Source organism: Moraxella bovoculi 237 (genome assembly GCF_000696305.2).
GTDB lineage: Bacteria > Pseudomonadota > Gammaproteobacteria > Pseudomonadales > Moraxellaceae > Moraxella > Moraxella bovoculi.
In genome coordinates this window covers 1-18,111 of record NZ_AOMT01000016.1, presented here as the reverse complement: position 1 = coordinate 18,111, position 18,111 = coordinate 1, and the positions used below count along the sequence as shown (strand labels likewise).

Here is an 18,111-nt window from a genome sequence, read left to right as displayed (position 1 = left end):
GCTGAACGCTGAACGCTGAAGAAGGATACGATTATTTTAACGCTTGTCAATAGTAAAATCACCAAACAAAACACACTCATTATACCCAACCATCAAGACTTATCACGACTTCTTGGCAAAGAATGTCATCCAAAAACCCGACAGTGCATAAATAATGCCAATCGCCAATATACCCACGGGCAGATCATAAAGCGCCGCACCCATGACGAGCACCCCAATGATCAATGCCACGAACGGAACTTTCTGGCGGTCAAATTCCTTAAAGGAGTAATACTTAATATTACTCACCATGAGTAATCCGCAGATCACAACCCATGCAGCAAAAACAAATTCTGCCACACCGATATTATTTCCCACGCTTCCCAACCAATCGGCATGATCAATCGCAACCATGACACTTGATGCCAACAGAATGGCAGCCAAAGGACTTGCCAATCCAATAAAGTACTTCTTGTCAACTTCGCCAATCTGCACATTAAAACGCGCCAAACGAAACGCCGCGCAAGCTGTGAACACAAAAGCGCACGCCAAACCAAAGCGTCCTAACTCGTGCAGGCCAAATTGATAAACAAGCATTGCGGGTGCAAGTCCAAACGCGATGCAATCCGCCAAACTGTCAAACTGCTCACCAAATGGGCTTTGTGCATTTAAGATGCGTGCAGCTCTCCCATCCATGCCATCAAGCACAGCGGACAGAAAAATTGCTAAAGCCGCCTTATAGTAAGCACCTTCACTACTAGCGACGATGGAGAAAAACGCACACAACATAGATGCAGTGGTGATAAGATTAGGAACGAGATAGACGCCCTTTCTTACTTGTCGTTGCCCATCAATGGCCTCACTTTCAACAACTTCAAAAGTTATGCCGCCTGCATCATCAAAGTCATTTAGATGATTGTCTGACTTCTTCATACATCATTCTCCGACCAGCCATTTCACGACCGCCATGTCTTCAATAGTCATGTCAGGTGCATCTGCTGGTTTTAGAATTGGCGCGAGTGTCTGCAAAATTTCTTTGGCGCGCACATCAAACTGCCAAGGCGGATTAATAATGTGCAGTCCTGTGCCATTCATGCCCACCGCCACATCATTAGGATATAAATTTAGCTCACATACCAGCTGACGACGGACTTCGGTGCGTTTCATTTTTTTGTAGAACAGTTCTACCGCTTCTTTGTTCTTAATGGGATACCACAGCACAAATGTCCCCGTGGCAAATTTCTTATAGCTTGCCACAAGCAAATCCACCAAACGGCTAAAATCTTTATGCTCTTGCTCAAATGGCGGGTCAAGTAGGATAATACCACGCTTCTCTTTTGGGGGTAGCACGGCAGGCACGCCTTCAAAAGCGTCACGATGATGAATGCCAATAGGGAGCTGATAAAGCTGATAGTTTAGGGCGTCATACTCGTCCGCCACCGCTTCAAAGGCTTCGGCACGTAAGGGGGCGTTGTCCGAATGGTTTTGGGCATGATTGGCAATCCACCATGGCGAGCCAGGATAGACGTGTTTATCATAGGTCTTGCGAGCGGTGTCAAGGTCTAATAGGTACTGAGCGATGGCTTTTGGCGGTGTGCCAAGAACGGCATTCTCTAGCGCAAGAATGCCTTTATTTGCCTCACCTGTCTTGGTGGCTTCCGTACTCTCTAGCGAGTACAAACCGCGCCCACCATAAGCATCCAATACATAATAAGGCTTGGCTTTGGCGGAGAATTGAGAAAGCAGCTGTAATAACAAAATATGCTTGGCAACGTCAGCGAAGTTACCTGCATGATAAGCATGTTTATAGTTCATGTTGGTCTATTATGGTCTGTGTTTTTTGGACGAGTTTATGGTAACATAGTTGATTGTTTTTAGCTATTTTTATTTGTATGACAACCTTTTATGCCGACTGGCACGCCTTGATTGATGCCAAGCTTGATGACTTTATCGCCACAGGCACGATGATGCTTGATGATGTCTTTGCTATGGACGCCTTGACCGCCTTGCAAAATGAGAGCGGATTTATAGAGTACAGGCAAGCTCATCTTACCCACGGCGAGCGAGAGAGTGCCATTCGTGGCGACAGCATTCGCTGGATTGATGAGTCTTGCCCTGTGGGGTCGGCGTATCTTGGGACGATTGATGAGCTTGGGCGGTATTTTAACGCCACGCTGTACACAGGCATTCGCTCATCAGAAGCCCATTATGCCTGCTATCCGTCAGGCTTTGGCTACAAATGGCATTCAGACAACCCCAAAGGACGAGACGAGCGGGTCATCTCTGCGGTGTTTTATTTAAATGACAACTGGACAGCGGACAATGGCGGTGCGATAACGGTGGTGGATAAAACGGGCGAGACCATCCAGCTTTTACCACAACTTAACCGCCTTGTGGTGTTTGATAGCAATCTATTGCACCAAGTGGAAATTACCAATCGTACACGGTTTTCTATTGCAACGTGGCTTCGGCGTGATGAGAGGTTGATATAATCACTTTGTAATTATTTGAAAATATTTTGCCATGATTTATATAATCATCGCTTTATTAATTTGGTCAAGTTCATTTACCGCAGGCAAATATGCCTATTCCATGTTTGACCCTGCAATGGCGATTGAACTTCGATTTATCATCGCAAGTTTGATTGTCTTGCCCTTTTTTATCAAAACATATCCTTTGATAGAAAAACGCATTCGCACAAAACTGTGGGGCGTGTCTTTTTTGATGTTTCCTATTGGTATTTTTATGCAGTTTATGGGATTGTTTTACACTTCGGCAAGCAGTGCGGTAGTTGTGATTGGGACAGAGCCAATATTGGTATTATTATTGGGATTTTTATTATTTAAACAAAAAGTAGCGATTTATGATTGGCTGTTAAGTTTGATCGCTTTTATCGGCATTGGCTTCTTGGTATTGGGTTCGCAAAATGACGGAGCGGTCAATTTGTTTGGACTTATATTGGTATTTTTAGCAGGGACTGGATTTGCATTAAGTTTGTATGTTGCTAAAGACATTATGAAACAACTAGATAATAAAGTCTATACTTCGGCAATATTGGTACAAGGAATGATTTTATGCTTGCCTTTATCATTATTTTTAATCAAAGATTGGCAAGTGGATTTTAATTGGCTTGGTTTATTTTCTATTATTTATCTGGGGCTGGGGTGTAGTTGGTTTGCCTATAAACTTTGGAATATTGGACTTAATAAAACTCCCGCCCATATTAGTGGCATGCTCATTAGTTTAGAACCTGTATTTGGGGTATTATTTGCTTTTTTATTTTTGGGCGAGCGAATGAGTTCAATGACCGCCTTGGGGAGCATGCTGGTGATTGGCTCAGCAATGCTTTCTACAGTGATTCCGATTTTAAAAGAAAGGAAAAACCACTCCTAAATTCATATTTTCATTTGTTAATTTTAAGGAACCCCCATGACCCCCACCTTATCCCTATCCACCGCCCTACTGCAACAGCCGTCCATTACCCCCCATGATTTTGACTGCCAAAATATCTTGGCAGAATATTTGGGCAACTTAGGCTTTGACTGTGAATTTTTGTATTTTGGCGACCCAAATGACAACGGCAAAAACGCCCAAATCAAAAATCTCTACGCCAAGAAAAAAGGAAGCGACCCCACCGCCCCCCACCTATGCTTTGCAGGGCATACCGATGTCGTGCCTGTGGGCGATGAAAGCCTTTGGACGTATCCGCCTTTTTCAGGGGCGGTTGCAGACGGCTACTTGTGGGGGCGTGGGGCGTCTGATATGAAAACCGCCATTGCCTGCTTTTGTGTGGCGTGCGATGAGTTTGTGAAGACCTGCCCCGACCACAAGGGCGATATTTCGCTACTCATCACCGCAGACGAAGAAGGCGTGGCGATTAACGGCACGCACAAGGTGGTATTGGAGCTTGCCAAACGGGGTGAGCGTATGGATTTTTGTCTGGTGGGCGAGCCGTCTAGCACGAACGTGCTTGGCGATGTCATCAAAAACGGCAGACGTGGCTCACTAAACGCACGCCTGACCGTAACGGGCAAACAAGGACACATCGCCTATCCACATCTGGCGGTCAATCCCATGCACGAGCTTGCCCCCGCCCTTGCCGAGCTTGTGGCGTGTGAGTGGGACAATGGCAATGACTATTTTCCTGCCACCAGTATGCAAATCTCCAACATAAACGGCGGCACAGGGGCGACCAACGTCATACCCAATAGCGTGGAGGTGCTGTTTAACTTTCGCTTTTGCACCGAGAACACCGCCGAGAGCTTACAGGCAAAAACTCACGCCATTTTGGATAAGCATTTTGGGAGTTCAAAGGCAAATTATACGATTGAATGGAATTTATCAGGCGAGCCGTTTTTGACCCCAAAAGGCGAGTTTGTGGATGCAGTGGTGTCTGCCATTAAGGATGTTACAGGCACGGATGGTAAGCTGTCCACCTCGGGGGGAACATCGGACGGGCGGTTTATCGCTCCGATTATGAATGCCCAAGTGGTAGAGCTTGGCGTACTAAATGACACCATTCATCAGATGGATGAAAAAGTGGCGGTGGATGATTTGGAGAAATTGACGCTGATTTATGAGCAAATTTTAGACACACTTATCAGCTAGCATGTCAACCAACATCAAAAAAGCCATGCTTAAATAGCATGGCTTTCTTTGGTAAAGATTTTTTAGCACATCACCCCAAAAGACATTCTGCTCCTAGGCATGATGAGTTCAAAAAATCAGTTATACCCTGCTTTTTTCATCAACATGATGGCTTTTTGCTGATTTTTACCCGCTACCGCAACATTGATGACATCTTGCTTGAAAGAACCCCAACTGGCCACCAGCGGAGCCGCATTGGTGCGATTGTTGGCAGGATATTCAAAGTTGCGATCAGCATACAGCTTTTGGGCCTCTGGGCTTGATAGCCATTCAATGAACTTTTGGGCTTCAACAGGGTTTTTGCTGTATTTTAGCACGCCTGCACCAGAGACATTGACATGCGTACCCTTGCCATTTTGATCAGCGAAAAATACTTTGACATTATTGGCCACTTCAGGATTCTTGTTGACCAAACGACCATAATAATAGGTGTTGGCAATGCCTACATCACAACGACCAGCATTAATGGCCTCTAACATGGAAGTGTCATTAGAAAATGGTGTGGTTGCCAAATTATTTACCCAGCCTGTTACTGTGCGGGTGGCGGCTTTTTGACCATGATTAGCAATCATGGTAGCGACCAGCGATTGGTTGTATACATTATTAGATGTACGCAAGCATAATTTACCTTTCCATTTTGGATTGGCTAGGTCGGCATAAGTAGATAATTCGCTAGGATTGACCGTCTTAGGATTATAAAAAATCGTACGCGCACGCACCGACAAGCCAAACCATTGATTATTTTTTGCTCTTAGGTGTGCTGGAATGTTATTTTTTAAGGTTGGCGAGTTGATTGAGCGTAGTAAACCCATGGTTGATGCTTTCCAAAGGTTGCCACCATCAACCGTGATTAAGACATCACCTTTGGTATTTTGACCCTCTGCTTGGATTTTTGCCATCAAAGGCCCAGCTTTATCATTGACCAGCGTGATTTTTGTTCCTGTTTTTGCTTCATAGACTTGAGCGATCGGCTTTAATAACTCGTCAGCACGAGATGAGTAAACCACCAATTCACTAGCAAATGCTGGTAGTGCCATCAATGCAGCCACCTGAGCGATTAAGATTTTTTTTAACATAAATTCATCCTTCTAAAACGCCATCTCATGGCTTAAAAAAACATAATCTACAACACATGAAACGCTCTCTTTTTGATAAAAAAATCCTAAAAAGATTGCTATTTCCTGTTGTATTATAATACCATGTCCATTTTTAAACAATGATTATTATCATTATGGTATCTATTTGATAATAATAATCACTCATATATGACCGCAACACGCTTATGACACACTCAACACTGCTTGCACGATTATGGCTTGGGCTTTGTTCTTTATTAGTCATCATTCCTTTGGGGGTAATTTTATCTTCAATAGGCGAATTTGATGCTGAAATTTGGCAATTCCTACTGGATCATGAGTTGCCCAGTTTATTAAAAAATACTCTATGGCTCGTTTTGTCGGTAGGCATTGGCGTAACAGTGCTTGGCACCACCACTGCATGGCTGACCACCATGTATGACTTTCCGCTGAAGCGTATTTTTAGCTGGGCAATGATGCTGCCTTTGGCGGTGCCTGCTTATGTTCTTGCCTTTGTACAGCTTGACATATTTGATTACACAGGCACCATCAGTACCTATTTGCGACAGGCATGGGGCTTTGAAAATGGTCTGCCAGACATCAGGCATGGTGGAGGATTGGCCTTGGTGATGAGTCTAACTTTATATCCTTATGTCTACTTATTGTCCAAAAATGCTTTTGGAAGCATGGGCAATCGCATTTTGGAGGTTGGTGCTTCTTTGGGGTTGTCAAACTGGCAGGCGTTTATTAAGCTTGCTCTACCGATGGCAAAACCTTGGGTAGTCAGTGGCGTCATCTTGGCACTCATGGAAGTGCTGGCAGACTTTGGGGCGGTTTCGATTTTTGGCTATGATACTTTTACTACCGCCATCTATCAGGCTTGGTATGGCTTTTTTAGCCTTGATACTGCCAAACAGCTTGCCAGTCTTTTGGTTGGTTTAGTGTTCATCTTTTTAGTATTAGAACAGCTTAGTCGTGGACGCAAAAACTTTGAAAGCGTCGGTCGTGGTGGTCATCATCGACACATTGCTCTACACGGTCTAACAAAATGGCTGGCTTTTAGCTATTGTGCTGGCATTTTATTTTTGGCGTTTATCCTGCCCCTCATTCAGCTAAGCGTGTGGGTCGTTGAAACTTGGCAAGGCATTGAGTTTGGTGTCATCTTTGAACAAACCAAAAATTCTGTCATCGCCAGCCTATGTGCTGCCATATTAGTTACCATGGTTGCTTTTTTTATCAGCCTAAGCGTTCGACATGATGCCAGTAAATTCGCCTTGGGCAGTGCCAAAATCTCAACGCTTGGTTACGCCATTCCCGGCTCGGTGCTGGCGGTCGGAGTTTTCATTCCTGTGGCTTTTTTTGATAACTATCTCATTGAACATGTGGCAATATTTGCCGAGCACGGTGCCATCTTTAAGGGAACGGTGTTAGCGTTACTCATCGCCTATCTGATTCGATTTTTGGCGTTGGGTGTGCAGACCGTGGACGCAGGCATGAAGCGTATCAAATCCGCCCACATAGAAGCTTCCAAAAGTCTAGGGGCGACACCGATTCGCTCACTTTTTGAAGTATATTTACCTTTAATAAAAGGCTCACTGGGTACCACCTTGCTCATGGTGTTTGTGGACACCATGAAAGAAATGCCCATCACTTTGATGATGCGCCCTTTTGATTGGGATACGCTGGCAATACGCATTTATTCTTTTACAAGTGAAGGCATGTATGAAGCCGCCGCCTTGCCAGCATTGACCATCGTATTGACAGGACTGATTCCTGTGATTTTATTCACCAAAATAGGACAAAAGAACTGACTTATGCTGACCGTAAAACACCTATCTGTTGAATTTGACAAAAAAATCATCTTAAATGATGTCAATTTTTCCTTGCAGACTGGCGAGATAGCTTGTCTGCTGGGTGCTTCTGGCTGTGGCAAAACGACAATTTTACGCTGCCTGTCTGGTTTTGAGACGCCAAAATCAGGAACGATGATGCTAGATGGGCGAACATTATTCAATGACACCACCAATGTCGCCGCCCACCAACGACACATTGGCATGGTATTTCAAGACTATGCCTTGTTTCCACACCTGACGGTGGCAAAGAATATTGGCTTTGGACTAAATGAGTTAAGTCATTCAGAGAAAAATGCTCGTATTGATGAGCTTTTAACATTGGTTGATTTAAGTGAGTATAAAGATCGTTACCCCCATGAGTTGTCAGGTGGTCAGCAGCAGCGTGTGGCATTGGTGCGTGCACTTGCACCCAAGCCAAAGCTCATACTACTTGATGAACCTTTTTCCAATCTGGATATTGAACTACGCACCACCTTATCCAAAGAAGTTCGTAAATTACTAAAATCACAAGGCGTGAGTGCCATTTTGGTTACTCATGACCAATCTGAGGCATTTGCCATGGCAGATACGGTTGGCGTACTATCAGAAGGCATGATTCAACAATGGGCAGACCCAGAGATGCTGTATCATAGTCCTGCCAATGCCCATGTTGCCAGTTTTGTTGGCGAAGGCGTCTTATATGACATTACTGACATACATGCTGACGGTATGGAGTGTGCGATTGGTTTCATTCCTCTTATGCCAAACACCAATCAAGACACGCAGATACTCATCAGACCACATGATGTGCAGATTTGCACAGACGGTCAAGGCATGGACTTTCGCATCATGGATAAAGATTTTCGTGGCGGCAATTGGCTTTATACCCTGCAAGACGAACAAGGCAACCAGCTACTCATGCAAACTGCCATGACCAAAAATCATCACAAACAACAAATAGGTGATATCATCCAAATCATGACTCACCAAGTAGCAACTTTCTAGCACACCGTCATCACCAAGCATTAAAAGCGATACACAATACCATCACTAACAAAAAAACATCCCCTAAAGTTTTTAGGGGATGTTTTATCCATTCAATCACGGGGTGTAATAAGTCGCAGCCCCTGGTCCCACAGGCAAACCTAAGGCAAATACCCAAATACAGAAGAGTACTGTCCACCCCACCAAGAACAAGAGCGAGTATGGAATCATGAGCGACATGAGTGTGCCGACCCCTGTGTCTTTTTTGTAACCAATTGCCACCGCCATGATAAGCCCAAAGTAACTCATCATCGGGGTGATGATGTTGGTACTGCTATCACCAATACGATACGCTGCCTGAATCATCTCTGGGGCATAGCCTGTCAGCATGAGCATCGGCACAAAAATCGGTGCGGTAACCGCCCACTGAGCCGATGCCGAGCCGAGCATGAGATTGACAAAAGCACAAATCAAAATAAAGCCCACGAGCAACAAAGGTCCTGTCAGTCCGATGTCATTTAGGAAATTCGCTCCCGATACCGCCATGATCTGACCGATATTAGACCAGTTAAAAAAGGCGGTAAATTGAGCAGCAAAGAACACCAGCACGATGTACATGCTAAGCGAACTCATGGCGGCACTCATGGCGTCCACCACATCATCATTGCTCTTGATGGTACCTGTAATCTTACCATACACAATCCCTGGAATGGCAAAGAATACAAAGATAAATACCACAATCCCATGCAAAAATGGCGACCCTGCCATAAGTCCTGTCTCAGGATGTCTTAAAATCCCATCGGCAGGCACAACAGTCCACGCCAGTAGCAGAGAAAAAATTAGCATGGACACGCCCGACCAAACCAGTCCTTTCTTTTCTAAGGCGGTCAATCGCTCTACCTTGCTGTCAAGCACACTTGGGTCATCGGCATCATCGGGGTTGTATTTACCCAAAGATGGCTCCACGATTTTTTCGGTGACAAAGTAGCCAATGCCACTTACCAAAAACGTACTTGCCGCCATAAAATACCAGTTGGCTTCTGCCCCCACGACATAGTCAGGGTCAATAATGCGTGCCGCTTCTTGGCTAATACCCGACAGTAGTGGGTCAACCGTACCAAGCAATAAGTTGGCACTATAACCGCCCGACACGCCTGCAAAGGCAGCGGCAAGTCCTGCCAATGGATGCCTACCCAACGAATGAAAAATCATCGCCGCCAGAGGAATCAGCACCACATAGCCAAGCTCTGATGCGGTGTTTGACATAATACCTGCAAAAACAATGACAAAAGTAACCATCTTTGGCGGGGCGTTCATGACAAGCCCCCGAAGAGCCGCCGAAATCATGCCTGACCGCTCAGCAATGCCCACCCCGAGCAGAGCGACAAGTACCGTCCCCAGTGGCACAAAGCCTGTGAAGTTGGACACAAGATTCTCTACAATCTTGGCAAGCCCATCACCATTTAAGAGATTGACAACATAAATCATGCCGTCTTCACTACGACCCTTTGCCCCTTCTGGGCGTGGGTCAACTACTGATACGCCCATCATCGACATGATTGCCGATAGTACGAGCAAAATAACTGACATCCATACAAATAAAATGGCAGGGTGTGGCAACAGATTGCCAAGCCACTCTACGCCCTTTAAAAAACGCCCCATGCGGGTAGAATTTTGTTGTTGCATATTTACTCCGTCACAACAAAATAGATAAATATAATCCAATATTTATCATAGAATTAATCGTTAAATAATAAATACTCACATTTAAAACTTGTCATTAAAACACAATCGTGTAAGAAAAACAAACTTTTTATCACATTACTCACAAAGAACGGTTATTACTTTTAGCATGGCAATAAAAAAAGACAGCCCAAGCTGTCTTTTGTTTCGGATGAATAATTAATCCAATTCCTCAAGCCACGCCATCTGAATGGCTTCCAATATGGCTTCATTTGACTTGTTTGGATCATCGACGAAGCCCTCAAGCTCGCACACATAGCGATGTAAGTCAGTAAAGCGAATGTATTGCACATCTTCATCTGGGTATTTTTCAGACAGCTCAATGGCAATGTCTGGCGTGTCGTGCCAAGTTAATTTCATAATCACTCTCTTTATTTGGTCGAAGTTTGGTAAATTTTATCAAAGTTAGCCAAAAAATGATATAATAAGCGCATTTTTAACAGTTAAAAACCATCATGACCGTACAAACACACAACCCCCAAAATCAACAATCTCAGCCCAAAAAAGGCAAGCAAACCGCCAAAGCTGACCCAAGCAATCCACACCTAACGCCGATTGATCGTGAGATTTTGACCCCGCCAAACGGACACAAAAAAGTGCTATTACACTCATGCTGCGCCCCCTGCTCAGGCGAGGTCATGGAGGCGATGCTTGCCAGTGGCATTGAATTTACCATTTATTTTTATAATCCCAACATTCACCCTAAAAAAGAATACGAGATTCGCAAAAACGAAAACATCGCTTTTGCCGAAAAGCACGGCATACCGTTTATTGATGCTGATTATGACATGGATAATTGGTTCGCTCGTGCCAAAGGCATGGAGCAAGACCCTGAGCGAGGTCGCCGTTGCACCATGTGTTTTGACATGCGATTTGAACGCACCGCCCTATACGCTCATGAGCATGGCTTTCCTGTAATGACAAGCTCACTTGGGATTAGTCGCTGGAAAAACATGGCTCAAATCAACGACTGCGGGCATCGCGCCGTTGCCCCCTATGAGGGTCTTGATTATTGGGATTTTAACTGGCGTAAAGGCGGTGGCAGCAGCCGTATGATTGAGATTAGCAAGCGTGAGCATTTTTATCAACAAGAATACTGTGGCTGTGCTTATTCGCTCCGTGATACCAATAATTTTCGCCGTAGCCAAGGGCGTGAACCCATTAAAATCGGCGTGAAATATTATGGCGATGATGAAGAATAATCCCCCTTTATCCAAAAGACCGCCCATGTTGGCGGTCTTTTTTATTGACAATTTTACAAGCCAATCCATGCTTGACGATTGAGATTTAATTTAAAACAAAACAAAACAAAACAAAACAAAACAAATTATTATATCTTACCAATCAATAAAAAACCCTTTATAATCTGTTCGTAGCCAACAAAGACTCTCTAAAGGCGATTCTTTTTTCACACAGTAAACACACCATGGGCAAGTAATACATCGTCCTAGATTAACTTAACGACAGCAAAAAATCTTTCGCACCACAAGGTGATTGCCCATTTCACGGCAGTAACACCAGCGACGGTCAGAGCGTGATGGCTTGGTGACCAAAAGCCCTAAACCTTCACATTTTGCACCAACACGGCAGCAAAGTAAACCCAATGGGCGAAGATTTTGACTACGCCGAACAACTTAAAAAGCTGGATGTGGACGCGCTAAAAAAAGACTTAAAAGAAGTGCTTTGCAACAGCCAAGACTGGTGGTCAGCTGACTACGGCTACTACGGTGGCTTGATGGGTCGTTTGTCATGGCACGCAGCAGGCTCTTACCGTGTGGCAGACGGTCGTGTCGGTGCCAACGGTGCAAGAATTCGCCTAGCCCCCCCCCAAAAAAAGACTGGATGGGCGACGAGCCAGAGCGTCTGGCAAAAGTATTGGCTGTTTATGAAAAACTATCAGCCGAGACCAATGTTTCAATCGCTGACCTTATTGTACTTGGTGGCACTGTCGCCGTTGAAAAAGCAATCAAAGATGCAGGCTTTAATGTTCCTTTACAATTTAACGCAGGTCGTGGCGATGCAGTGCAAGAGATGACCGATGCCAAGAGCTTTTAGTACTTAAAGCCAGTTCACGACGGTTTTATAAACTTCCAAGAAGCTCACGAAGAGCCGACCCCAGAAGAGCTTTTGCTTGACCGTGCACAGCTTTTGGGCTTGACGGCGGTGGAAATGACCGTGCTTGTGGGTGGTTTGCGTGTATTGATTACTAATTTTGAAGGCAATAAGCAAGACGTGTTTACCGACACAGTGGGCGTGCTAAGTAACGACTTCTTCCGTAACCTTGTGGATATGAACTACACTTGGGAGCCAACAAGTCGCAACAGCTACAACATCAATGAGCGTAGATCTGGCGAAACTAAGTTTACCGCCACTCGCTTGGACTTGGTGTTTGGCTCAAACTCAATCTTTCGTGCCTATGCCGAGCTATATGCCCAAGACGACAGCCGTGAAAAGTTTGCAAAAGACTTTGCAAAAGCGTGGACGAAAGTGATGAAAGCTGACCGTTATGATTTACAAAGATAATCTAAACGGATAGTTTAAAACAGCAGGCTCCAAATGGGGCGTGCTGTTTTTTTATTTTTAAAATTTTGTTTTTTTGGTTTAGTATGTGCTAAAATCAAAATCAAACCAATATTCATTTTTAAGGATTTTTATGAAAAAATTGGCATGGTTTGCAACCACCCTATTGATGTTTGGCTGTGCCAGCACAAGCACAACAAATAACCAAACCCCGTCTAAGAGCGACTATGGCAATTATCCTGGCAAAGGCGGCATGACAGCTTATGCCATTGACAGCAATGCCTATAAATATCATTATGATTATGGCTTTACAGGCGTTGATGCAATGGGCTGGGATGGTAATTTGCAATATGCATGGTCAAGAACAGCAGGAGCAAAAACCTGTGGCATGACTTTAGATAGCAAGACAATCATTTCACTTCTTGCCAAAAAGTATGGATACGATGAATTGGTTCATGAAATGAATGGTGTGGGTTTTCATTTTATCCAGCAATCTAAAATTAAAGATTTTTGCAATGAAAAACGAGTTGCTGAACTAAAACAAGTCATTCCTCAAATGATGAATGGACAGTTTGTAAAAAAGTTTTAAATGAGTAGTTTTTTGGTAACATCTCCACTTAAAGCCAAACGTTTTTTTCTCATTCGTGGTAAACTCATCAAGCCATAAAAAATCTCACCCAAGACATCCATCACAGGAAAACTGGGTGGTTTTGATGTGAATTTGGGCATATTTTTAATACTCATCCAATAAGGAACCAGCCATGTCATCTATTGAAGACAAAAAGCAAGACCCTACCAATCCCGCCAAACCTGATGGCGAGATGATTGACGCACTCAACAAAGCCGCCAAAGAAGGCGCAGGCGAGCAGCCAAACGACATGCAGGACGCACACAAAATGGGCTGCCCTGCAACCCATCTTACTCGTGCCAATGGCGCACCTGTCGTAGACAACCAAAACTCACTCACCGCAGGGCCTCGTGGGCCTATCCTGTTGCAGGATTTGTGGCTGAACGAAAAACTTGCCGACTTTGCCCGTGAAGTCATTCCAGAGCGTCGTATGCACGCCAAAGGCTCTGGGGCATTTGGTACTTTTACCGTAACCGCCGACATCACTAAGTACACCCGTGCCAAGATTTTTAGCGAGGTTGGCAAAAAAACCGAAATGTTTGCACGGTTTAGCACCGTGGCAGGCGAGCGTGGGGCGGCGGACGACGAGCGAGACATTCGTGGTTTTTCCCTAAAATTCTACACCGAGGAGGGCAACTGGGACATGGTCGGCAACAACACGCCTGTGTTTTTCTTGCGTGACCCATTAAAATTTCCTGACCTAAACAAAGCGGTCAAGCGAGATCCTCGCACTAATATGCGCTCACCAACCAACAACTGGGATTTTTGGACACTGCTCCCAGAAGCACTGCACCAAGTGACCATCGTGATGAGCGACCGTGGCATTCCAAAATCTTACCGCCATATGCACGGATTTAGTAGCCATACTTACAGCTTTATCAATGCTGATAACGAACGCTTCTGGGTCAAAATGCACTTTCGTACCCAGCAAGGTATCGAAAATCTGACCGACGCAGAAGCAGAAGCAATCATCGCCAAAGACCGTGAAAGCAACCAAAAAGATTTGTACGATGCCATTGAAAAAGGCGATTTTCCAAAATGGAAAATGTATGTACAAATCATGCCAGAAGCGGATGCTGAGAAAGTGCCATACCACCCATTTGACCTGACCAAAGTATGGCCAAAAGGCGATTATCCTTTGATTGAGGTGGGCGAATTTGAATTAAACCGCAATCCTGACAACTACTTTTTGGATGTGGAGCAAGTCGCCTTTGCCCCAAGCAATCTGGTACCAGGTATTAGCGTATCGCCTGATAAAATGCTGCAAGCACGCCTTGTCAATTATACAGATGCACAGCGTTATCGCTTGGGCGTAAACCGCAACCAAATCCCTGTGAATGCCCCACGTTGCCCTGTGTACTCAAACCACAGAGACGGTCAAGGGCGAGTAGGCAACAACTACGGTAGCCGTCCGCACTATGAGCCAAACAGCTTTAATCAATGGCAAGAACAGCCACAATTTGCCGAACCGCCCTTAAAGATTGATCAGTACGCTGACCGCTTTGATTTTAGAGAGGACGACAGCGACTATTTTAGCCAGCCACGAGCCTTGTTCAATCTGATGAACGCAGAGCAAAAGCAGGCCCTGTTTGACAATACCGCAGCAGCGATGGGCGATGCGCTCGATTTCATAAAATACCGCCATATCCGCAACTGCCACGCCTGCCATTCTGATTATGGCGTGGGTGTTGCCAAGGCGTTGGGCATGACGGTAGAAGATGCCATTAAGGCGTATGAAACCGACCCTGCCAAGCATTTGGAGAGCTGTTTGCCGCCAAAGGCGTAACGCAGTCTGTTGTTTTTAAAGAAAGCCATTCTGGATAGAGTGGCTTTTTGTTTTGACTATAATAAAACATAGCTGTCGATTTACCAACTTAAAAGGACGTTTGATGAAAAAATTACTCGCACTTACGCTATTGCTGTCATCTACTGCTTATGCCAATAACATTCCTGATAGTTTTGATAACCGCCCTGCTTTGCCAACGGTACAAAAATTACGCGCATTTGACTGGACGTGGCAAAATGTCGCCCAATTACCCAACGTTTCTACCTAAGAAGCCGACCCTGACCACGCAGGGCGACTCATGCAAACCTTGACCATTAGCGAACAAAACCCCAACACCACCATTACCTTTTATGGCATAAAAACTCTGCCGATGTCGCCATCATAGAAGCTTGCGCTTGGGGAACAGCCAATACTCAAGATACCGCCTTTGTCAAACTTAATAAATTAAAAGGCAATACCACCCTGAGAAACAATTGCAATTTTAACAATGTATCCATCAGCGAATCAGGTAATGATGATGGATTTGAGTACGAATCCGGGGTAGAATTGGCATTTCAATAAGTCTATAAATTACCAAAATCTACCTCATCATTTGGCGGTGCTGGCAAACGCGATTTATTTATGGCAAGCTCGCAAGTGGAAACTTACGTCATCACAGGCTCTTTTCAAACCCAAGCCTATACACTCTCTATGATCACACCCGATAAAGCCAAATTAGGTAAATTGATCAACATGTATGGTTGGGGTACCAACAAAAACAGCAATACGGTTAAATGCAAAGTGCAGTAGTATGACTCTTAAATGGATTTGGGAAATTCACTCCACCCAGATCCATTTATAAATAGATGATCGATAAACCCCCTACACGCAGTCTCCAAAAAACCCATCAATATATCCCACAGGCATATCGGCAAGCGTATATCGCCATTTGGGGTTTTTGTCTTTATCGATGAGTAGGGCTCGCACCCCTTCTTTAAAATCTCCACGCATGGCGCAATTTACCGCGACCTTACGCTCCATGTCGAACATCTCGGCGATGGAATATGGCTTAACCTCATGGTAAATACGCCATGTTAGTGCTTTGGTGGTGTCAGAGCCTTTGGTATAGTTTTCAATGGCAGACTTAATGAATTCACTATCACCTTGATAACCACGAAGTGCGCGATCCACATCAGCCAGCGACTCTGCATTCATGAGTGCATTGATGGCATGGAAGTCTTTTAGGATTTGGCTGTCATGGTCTGGCGTTTGATAGAATTTGGCTAGGATTTGATTAAGCAGTCCATGACGGTCACCTTGCCAGTCGGCAGACGTGAGCGCCTTAATAACATCACCATAGCTGTCTGGTACTACATAGACATCCGCAAGCCCTAGATATAGCGCATCCACTCCAGAGAAGCGCGCGCCGGTAAGCCCTAAGAATAGCCCAACCTTACCCATCATACGGTTCAAAAACCAGGAGCCGCCTGCATCAGGGAATAAGCCTATCGACACCTCAGGCATTGCCATCATGGTCTCACTCGTGACTGCCTTGTGACTACATGCCGACAACAGACCCAGGCCGCCGCCCATGACCACGCCATGACCCCATGCCAAGATTGGCCTGGGATATTCATACAGCATCTGCATGAGCGCGTATTCATGTTCAAAAAATTCCTGAACATCGCTTAGACCTGTCGCCTGTGATAGTGTCTTGATGTCGCCACCGGCACACAATGCGCGCTCGCCAGCGCCACGAAGCACTATGGCAACCACACTCTCATCATCTCGCCAATCGCTAAAAATCCGCATCATCGCCTTTACCATGTCTAGGCTTTGGGCGTTGAGTGCTTTTGGGTTATTTAAAGTGATGATGCCGATGGATCGACCGTCATCGGTGGGTAATTGCTCGGATAGGATTAGATCTGTCATGGTGACTCCTTAATTCACTGAGTTATCATTCCTTGGACGGGTTAAGCATATCAAATTTATAACACCCAATCAATCCAGCAAGCCACCAAAAACGTGGCGATTGGTAATTTAAATTTTATATTTTTGGTGTTTTTGCCTATAATAAGATAAATTTAGCAACACAATAGGACGTACGATGTATTTTTTATTATCCCCTGCCAAAAACCTAGACGAAAAGACTGCCCTGCCACTTGAGCTAGATGATCAATACAGTGAGCCTACTCTCATCGAAGGAGCTATTGATCTCATGAAAACCCTAAAGACAAAAGACGTGCTCGACCTACAAGAACTCATGCACATCTCTGCCAAGATTGCCGAACTAAATGTCGCACGCAATCAAGCTTGGGCTTATCCTTTTGATGATAACAAAAAACCTGCCGTCTATCTGTTCGATGGTGATGTCTATACTGGACTGGATGCTTATCAATTATCCAAAGAAGAAATTTTATATCTTAATAGACACTTAGGCATCTTATCTGGTCTGTACGGACTGTTGAAGCCTTTGGATTATATGCTACCCTATCGCCTTGAGATGGGCACCAAGTTTAAGACGCCAAATGCCGATGACCTGTATCAATTCTGGGGCGACACCATCACTGATTTGATCAATGAACGCATTCAAGAAAGCGGCTCTGATGTCCTAGTGAATCTTGCCTCAACCGAATATTATGGCGCAGTCAAACCAAAAAACATCAACGCCACCATCATCACGCCAAAATTCCTTGATCAAAAAAATGGCAAATACAAAATCATCAGCTTCTACGCCAAAAAAGCCCGTGGCATGATGGTAAATTTCGCCGCCAAAAATAACATCACCACTCCTGAAGACCTAAAGAAATTCGACAGCGATGGTTATTGTTTTGATGAGGCGTTAAGCACTGATGTCGAATGGGTGTTCAAGCGCGATGAGCAAGCTTAATATAAATTATTGCCATTCACATCAAAACTCGCCCAATAAAAATCCTC

General features: G+C 44.7%; 17 protein-coding genes and 1 pseudogene. 11 read left to right on the top strand and 7 right to left on the bottom strand.

Going from position 1 to position 18,111, the window contains the following annotated elements:
- Positions 1-102 precede the first annotated feature (102 nt).
- A complete protein-coding gene (gene pssA / locus MBO_RS03950; RefSeq protein ID WP_036363971.1) occupies positions 103-912 on the bottom strand; it encodes a CDP-diacylglycerol--serine O-phosphatidyltransferase in 810 nt (269 codons plus the stop codon).
- Positions 913-915: 3 nt separating this feature from the next.
- Positions 916-1,794, bottom strand: a complete 879-nt coding sequence (locus MBO_RS03945) for a 23S rRNA (adenine(2030)-N(6))-methyltransferase RlmJ (RefSeq protein WP_036363969.1) — start codon at positions 1,792-1,794, stop codon at positions 916-918.
- Between the two features lie 77 nt (positions 1,795-1,871).
- On the opposite strand from MBO_RS03945, the gene MBO_RS03940 reads away from it, so the two are divergent.
- Genes MBO_RS03940 through dapE form a run of 3 tightly spaced genes read left to right on the top strand, consistent with a single transcriptional unit; the run spans position 1,872 to position 4,587 of the window.
- On the top strand, positions 1,872-2,471 hold the full coding sequence (locus MBO_RS03940; protein WP_052585295.1) for a 2OG-Fe(II) oxygenase: 600 nt from the start codon (positions 1,872-1,874) through the stop codon (positions 2,469-2,471).
- Between the two features lie 31 nt (positions 2,472-2,502).
- Positions 2,503-3,372 (top strand): DMT family transporter, encoded by an 870-nt coding sequence (locus MBO_RS03935; RefSeq protein WP_036363967.1) that lies wholly within the window; start codon positions 2,503-2,505, stop codon positions 3,370-3,372.
- A 36-nt stretch (positions 3,373-3,408) separates the two neighbouring features.
- Positions 3,409-4,587 carry a succinyl-diaminopimelate desuccinylase gene (gene dapE / locus MBO_RS03930; RefSeq protein WP_036363965.1) on the top strand — a complete coding sequence of 393 codons (1,179 nt, stop codon included), beginning with the start codon at positions 3,409-3,411 and terminating at the stop codon, positions 4,585-4,587.
- 116 nt (positions 4,588-4,703) lie between these two features.
- Here dapE and MBO_RS03925 read toward each other — a convergent pair whose 3' ends face one another.
- Positions 4,704-5,702, bottom strand: coding sequence for an extracellular solute-binding protein (locus tag MBO_RS03925; RefSeq protein WP_036363963.1), 999 nt, complete (start codon positions 5,700-5,702; stop codon positions 4,704-4,706).
- Between the two features lie 206 nt (positions 5,703-5,908).
- On the opposite strand from MBO_RS03925, the gene MBO_RS03920 reads away from it, so the two are divergent.
- Together MBO_RS03920 and MBO_RS03915 are read left to right on the top strand one after the other, a co-directional pair.
- Positions 5,909-7,513 carry an ABC transporter permease gene (locus MBO_RS03920; RefSeq protein ID WP_036363962.1) on the top strand — a complete coding sequence of 535 codons (1,605 nt, stop codon included), beginning with the start codon at positions 5,909-5,911 and terminating at the stop codon, positions 7,511-7,513.
- Between the two features lie 3 nt (positions 7,514-7,516).
- Entirely contained in the window at positions 7,517-8,539 is a 1,023-nt protein-coding gene (locus MBO_RS03915; protein WP_036363960.1) for an ABC transporter ATP-binding protein, read from the top strand.
- 96 nt (positions 8,540-8,635) lie between these two features.
- Here the strand turns inward: MBO_RS03915 and MBO_RS03910 are convergent, their stop codons facing one another.
- Positions 8,636-10,204: an AbgT family transporter gene (locus MBO_RS03910; protein ID WP_036363958.1), complete on the bottom strand. Its 1,569-nt coding sequence runs from the start codon at positions 10,202-10,204 to the stop codon at positions 8,636-8,638.
- Between the two features lie 216 nt (positions 10,205-10,420).
- Positions 10,421-10,621, bottom strand: a complete 201-nt coding sequence (iscX, locus tag MBO_RS03905) for a Fe-S cluster assembly protein IscX (protein WP_036363957.1) — start codon at positions 10,619-10,621, stop codon at positions 10,421-10,423.
- Between the two features lie 95 nt (positions 10,622-10,716).
- Between iscX and MBO_RS03900 the strand changes: the two genes are divergently transcribed.
- Positions 10,717-11,463, top strand: coding sequence for an epoxyqueuosine reductase QueH (locus MBO_RS03900; protein WP_227712664.1), 747 nt, complete (start codon positions 10,717-10,719; stop codon positions 11,461-11,463).
- Positions 11,464-11,895: 432 nt separating this feature from the next.
- Here the strand turns inward: MBO_RS03900 and MBO_RS10165 are convergent, their stop codons facing one another.
- Entirely contained in the window at positions 11,896-12,069 is a 174-nt protein-coding gene (locus tag MBO_RS10165) for a hypothetical protein (RefSeq protein WP_265013583.1), read from the bottom strand.
- Between MBO_RS10165 and MBO_RS03895 the strand changes: the two are divergent.
- The 4 genes and pseudogenes from MBO_RS03895 to MBO_RS03880 all read left to right on the top strand — a co-directional run.
- Positions 12,009-12,784: pseudogene (locus tag MBO_RS03895) on the top strand (peroxidase family protein); the annotation flags it as partial. The gene MBO_RS10165 and the pseudogene MBO_RS03895 overlap by 61 nt on opposite strands.
- A gap of 130 nt (positions 12,785-12,914) precedes the next feature.
- The gene (locus tag MBO_RS03890; RefSeq protein ID WP_052585292.1) at positions 12,915-13,370 is read left to right on the top strand and encodes a hypothetical protein; all 456 of its coding nucleotides are present in this window, start codon (positions 12,915-12,917) and stop codon (positions 13,368-13,370) included.
- Between the two features lie 289 nt (positions 13,371-13,659).
- A complete protein-coding gene (locus MBO_RS03885) occupies positions 13,660-15,195 on the top strand; it encodes a catalase (RefSeq protein WP_036363975.1) in 1,536 nt (511 codons plus the stop codon).
- 103 nt (positions 15,196-15,298) lie between these two features.
- Positions 15,299-15,463 (top strand): hypothetical protein, encoded by a 165-nt coding sequence (locus MBO_RS03880; RefSeq protein WP_155399899.1) that lies wholly within the window; start codon positions 15,299-15,301, stop codon positions 15,461-15,463.
- Between the two features lie 593 nt (positions 15,464-16,056).
- Here the strand turns inward: MBO_RS03880 and MBO_RS03875 are convergent.
- Positions 16,057-17,106 carry an enoyl-CoA hydratase/isomerase family protein gene (locus MBO_RS03875; protein WP_052585291.1) on the bottom strand — a complete coding sequence of 350 codons (1,050 nt, stop codon included), beginning with the start codon at positions 17,104-17,106 and terminating at the stop codon, positions 16,057-16,059.
- 175 nt (positions 17,107-17,281) lie between these two features.
- Here MBO_RS03875 and yaaA point away from each other — a divergent pair, with 175 nt between their 5' ends.
- The gene (gene yaaA, locus MBO_RS03870; protein WP_036363955.1) at positions 17,282-18,064 is read left to right on the top strand and encodes a peroxide stress protein YaaA; all 783 of its coding nucleotides are present in this window, start codon (positions 17,282-17,284) and stop codon (positions 18,062-18,064) included.
- Positions 18,065-18,111 lie beyond the last annotated feature (47 nt).

What these genes read in the sequence shown, in the direction of transcription:
- pssA (WP_036363971.1), bottom strand. Translation starts at nt 912, where the DNA reads ATGAAGAAGTCAGACAATCATCTAAATGACTTTGATGATGCAGGCGGC.
- MBO_RS03945 (WP_036363969.1), bottom strand. Translation starts at nt 1,794, where the DNA reads ATGAACTATAAACATGCTTATCATGCAGGTAACTTCGCTGACGTTGCC.
- MBO_RS03940 (WP_052585295.1), top strand. Translation starts at nt 1,872, where the DNA reads ATGACAACCTTTTATGCCGACTGGCACGCCTTGATTGATGCCAAGCTT.
- MBO_RS03935 (WP_036363967.1), top strand. Translation starts at nt 2,503, where the DNA reads ATGATTTATATAATCATCGCTTTATTAATTTGGTCAAGTTCATTTACC.
- dapE (WP_036363965.1), top strand. Translation starts at nt 3,409, where the DNA reads ATGACCCCCACCTTATCCCTATCCACCGCCCTACTGCAACAGCCGTCC.
- MBO_RS03925 (WP_036363963.1), bottom strand. Translation starts at nt 5,702, where the DNA reads ATGTTAAAAAAAATCTTAATCGCTCAGGTGGCTGCATTGATGGCACTA.
- MBO_RS03920 (WP_036363962.1), top strand. Translation starts at nt 5,909, where the DNA reads ATGACACACTCAACACTGCTTGCACGATTATGGCTTGGGCTTTGTTCT.
- MBO_RS03915 (WP_036363960.1), top strand. Translation starts at nt 7,517, where the DNA reads ATGCTGACCGTAAAACACCTATCTGTTGAATTTGACAAAAAAATCATC.
- MBO_RS03910 (WP_036363958.1), bottom strand. Translation starts at nt 10,204, where the DNA reads ATGCAACAACAAAATTCTACCCGCATGGGGCGTTTTTTAAAGGGCGTA.
- iscX (WP_036363957.1), bottom strand. Translation starts at nt 10,621, where the DNA reads ATGAAATTAACTTGGCACGACACGCCAGACATTGCCATTGAGCTGTCT.
- MBO_RS03900 (WP_227712664.1), top strand. Translation starts at nt 10,717, where the DNA reads ATGACCGTACAAACACACAACCCCCAAAATCAACAATCTCAGCCCAAA.
- MBO_RS03890 (WP_052585292.1), top strand. Translation starts at nt 12,915, where the DNA reads ATGAAAAAATTGGCATGGTTTGCAACCACCCTATTGATGTTTGGCTGT.
- MBO_RS03885 (WP_036363975.1), top strand. Translation starts at nt 13,660, where the DNA reads ATGCAGGACGCACACAAAATGGGCTGCCCTGCAACCCATCTTACTCGT.
- MBO_RS03880 (WP_155399899.1), top strand. Translation starts at nt 15,299, where the DNA reads ATGAAAAAATTACTCGCACTTACGCTATTGCTGTCATCTACTGCTTAT.
- MBO_RS03875 (WP_052585291.1), bottom strand. Translation starts at nt 17,106, where the DNA reads ATGACAGATCTAATCCTATCCGAGCAATTACCCACCGATGACGGTCGA.
- yaaA (WP_036363955.1), top strand. Translation starts at nt 17,282, where the DNA reads ATGTATTTTTTATTATCCCCTGCCAAAAACCTAGACGAAAAGACTGCC.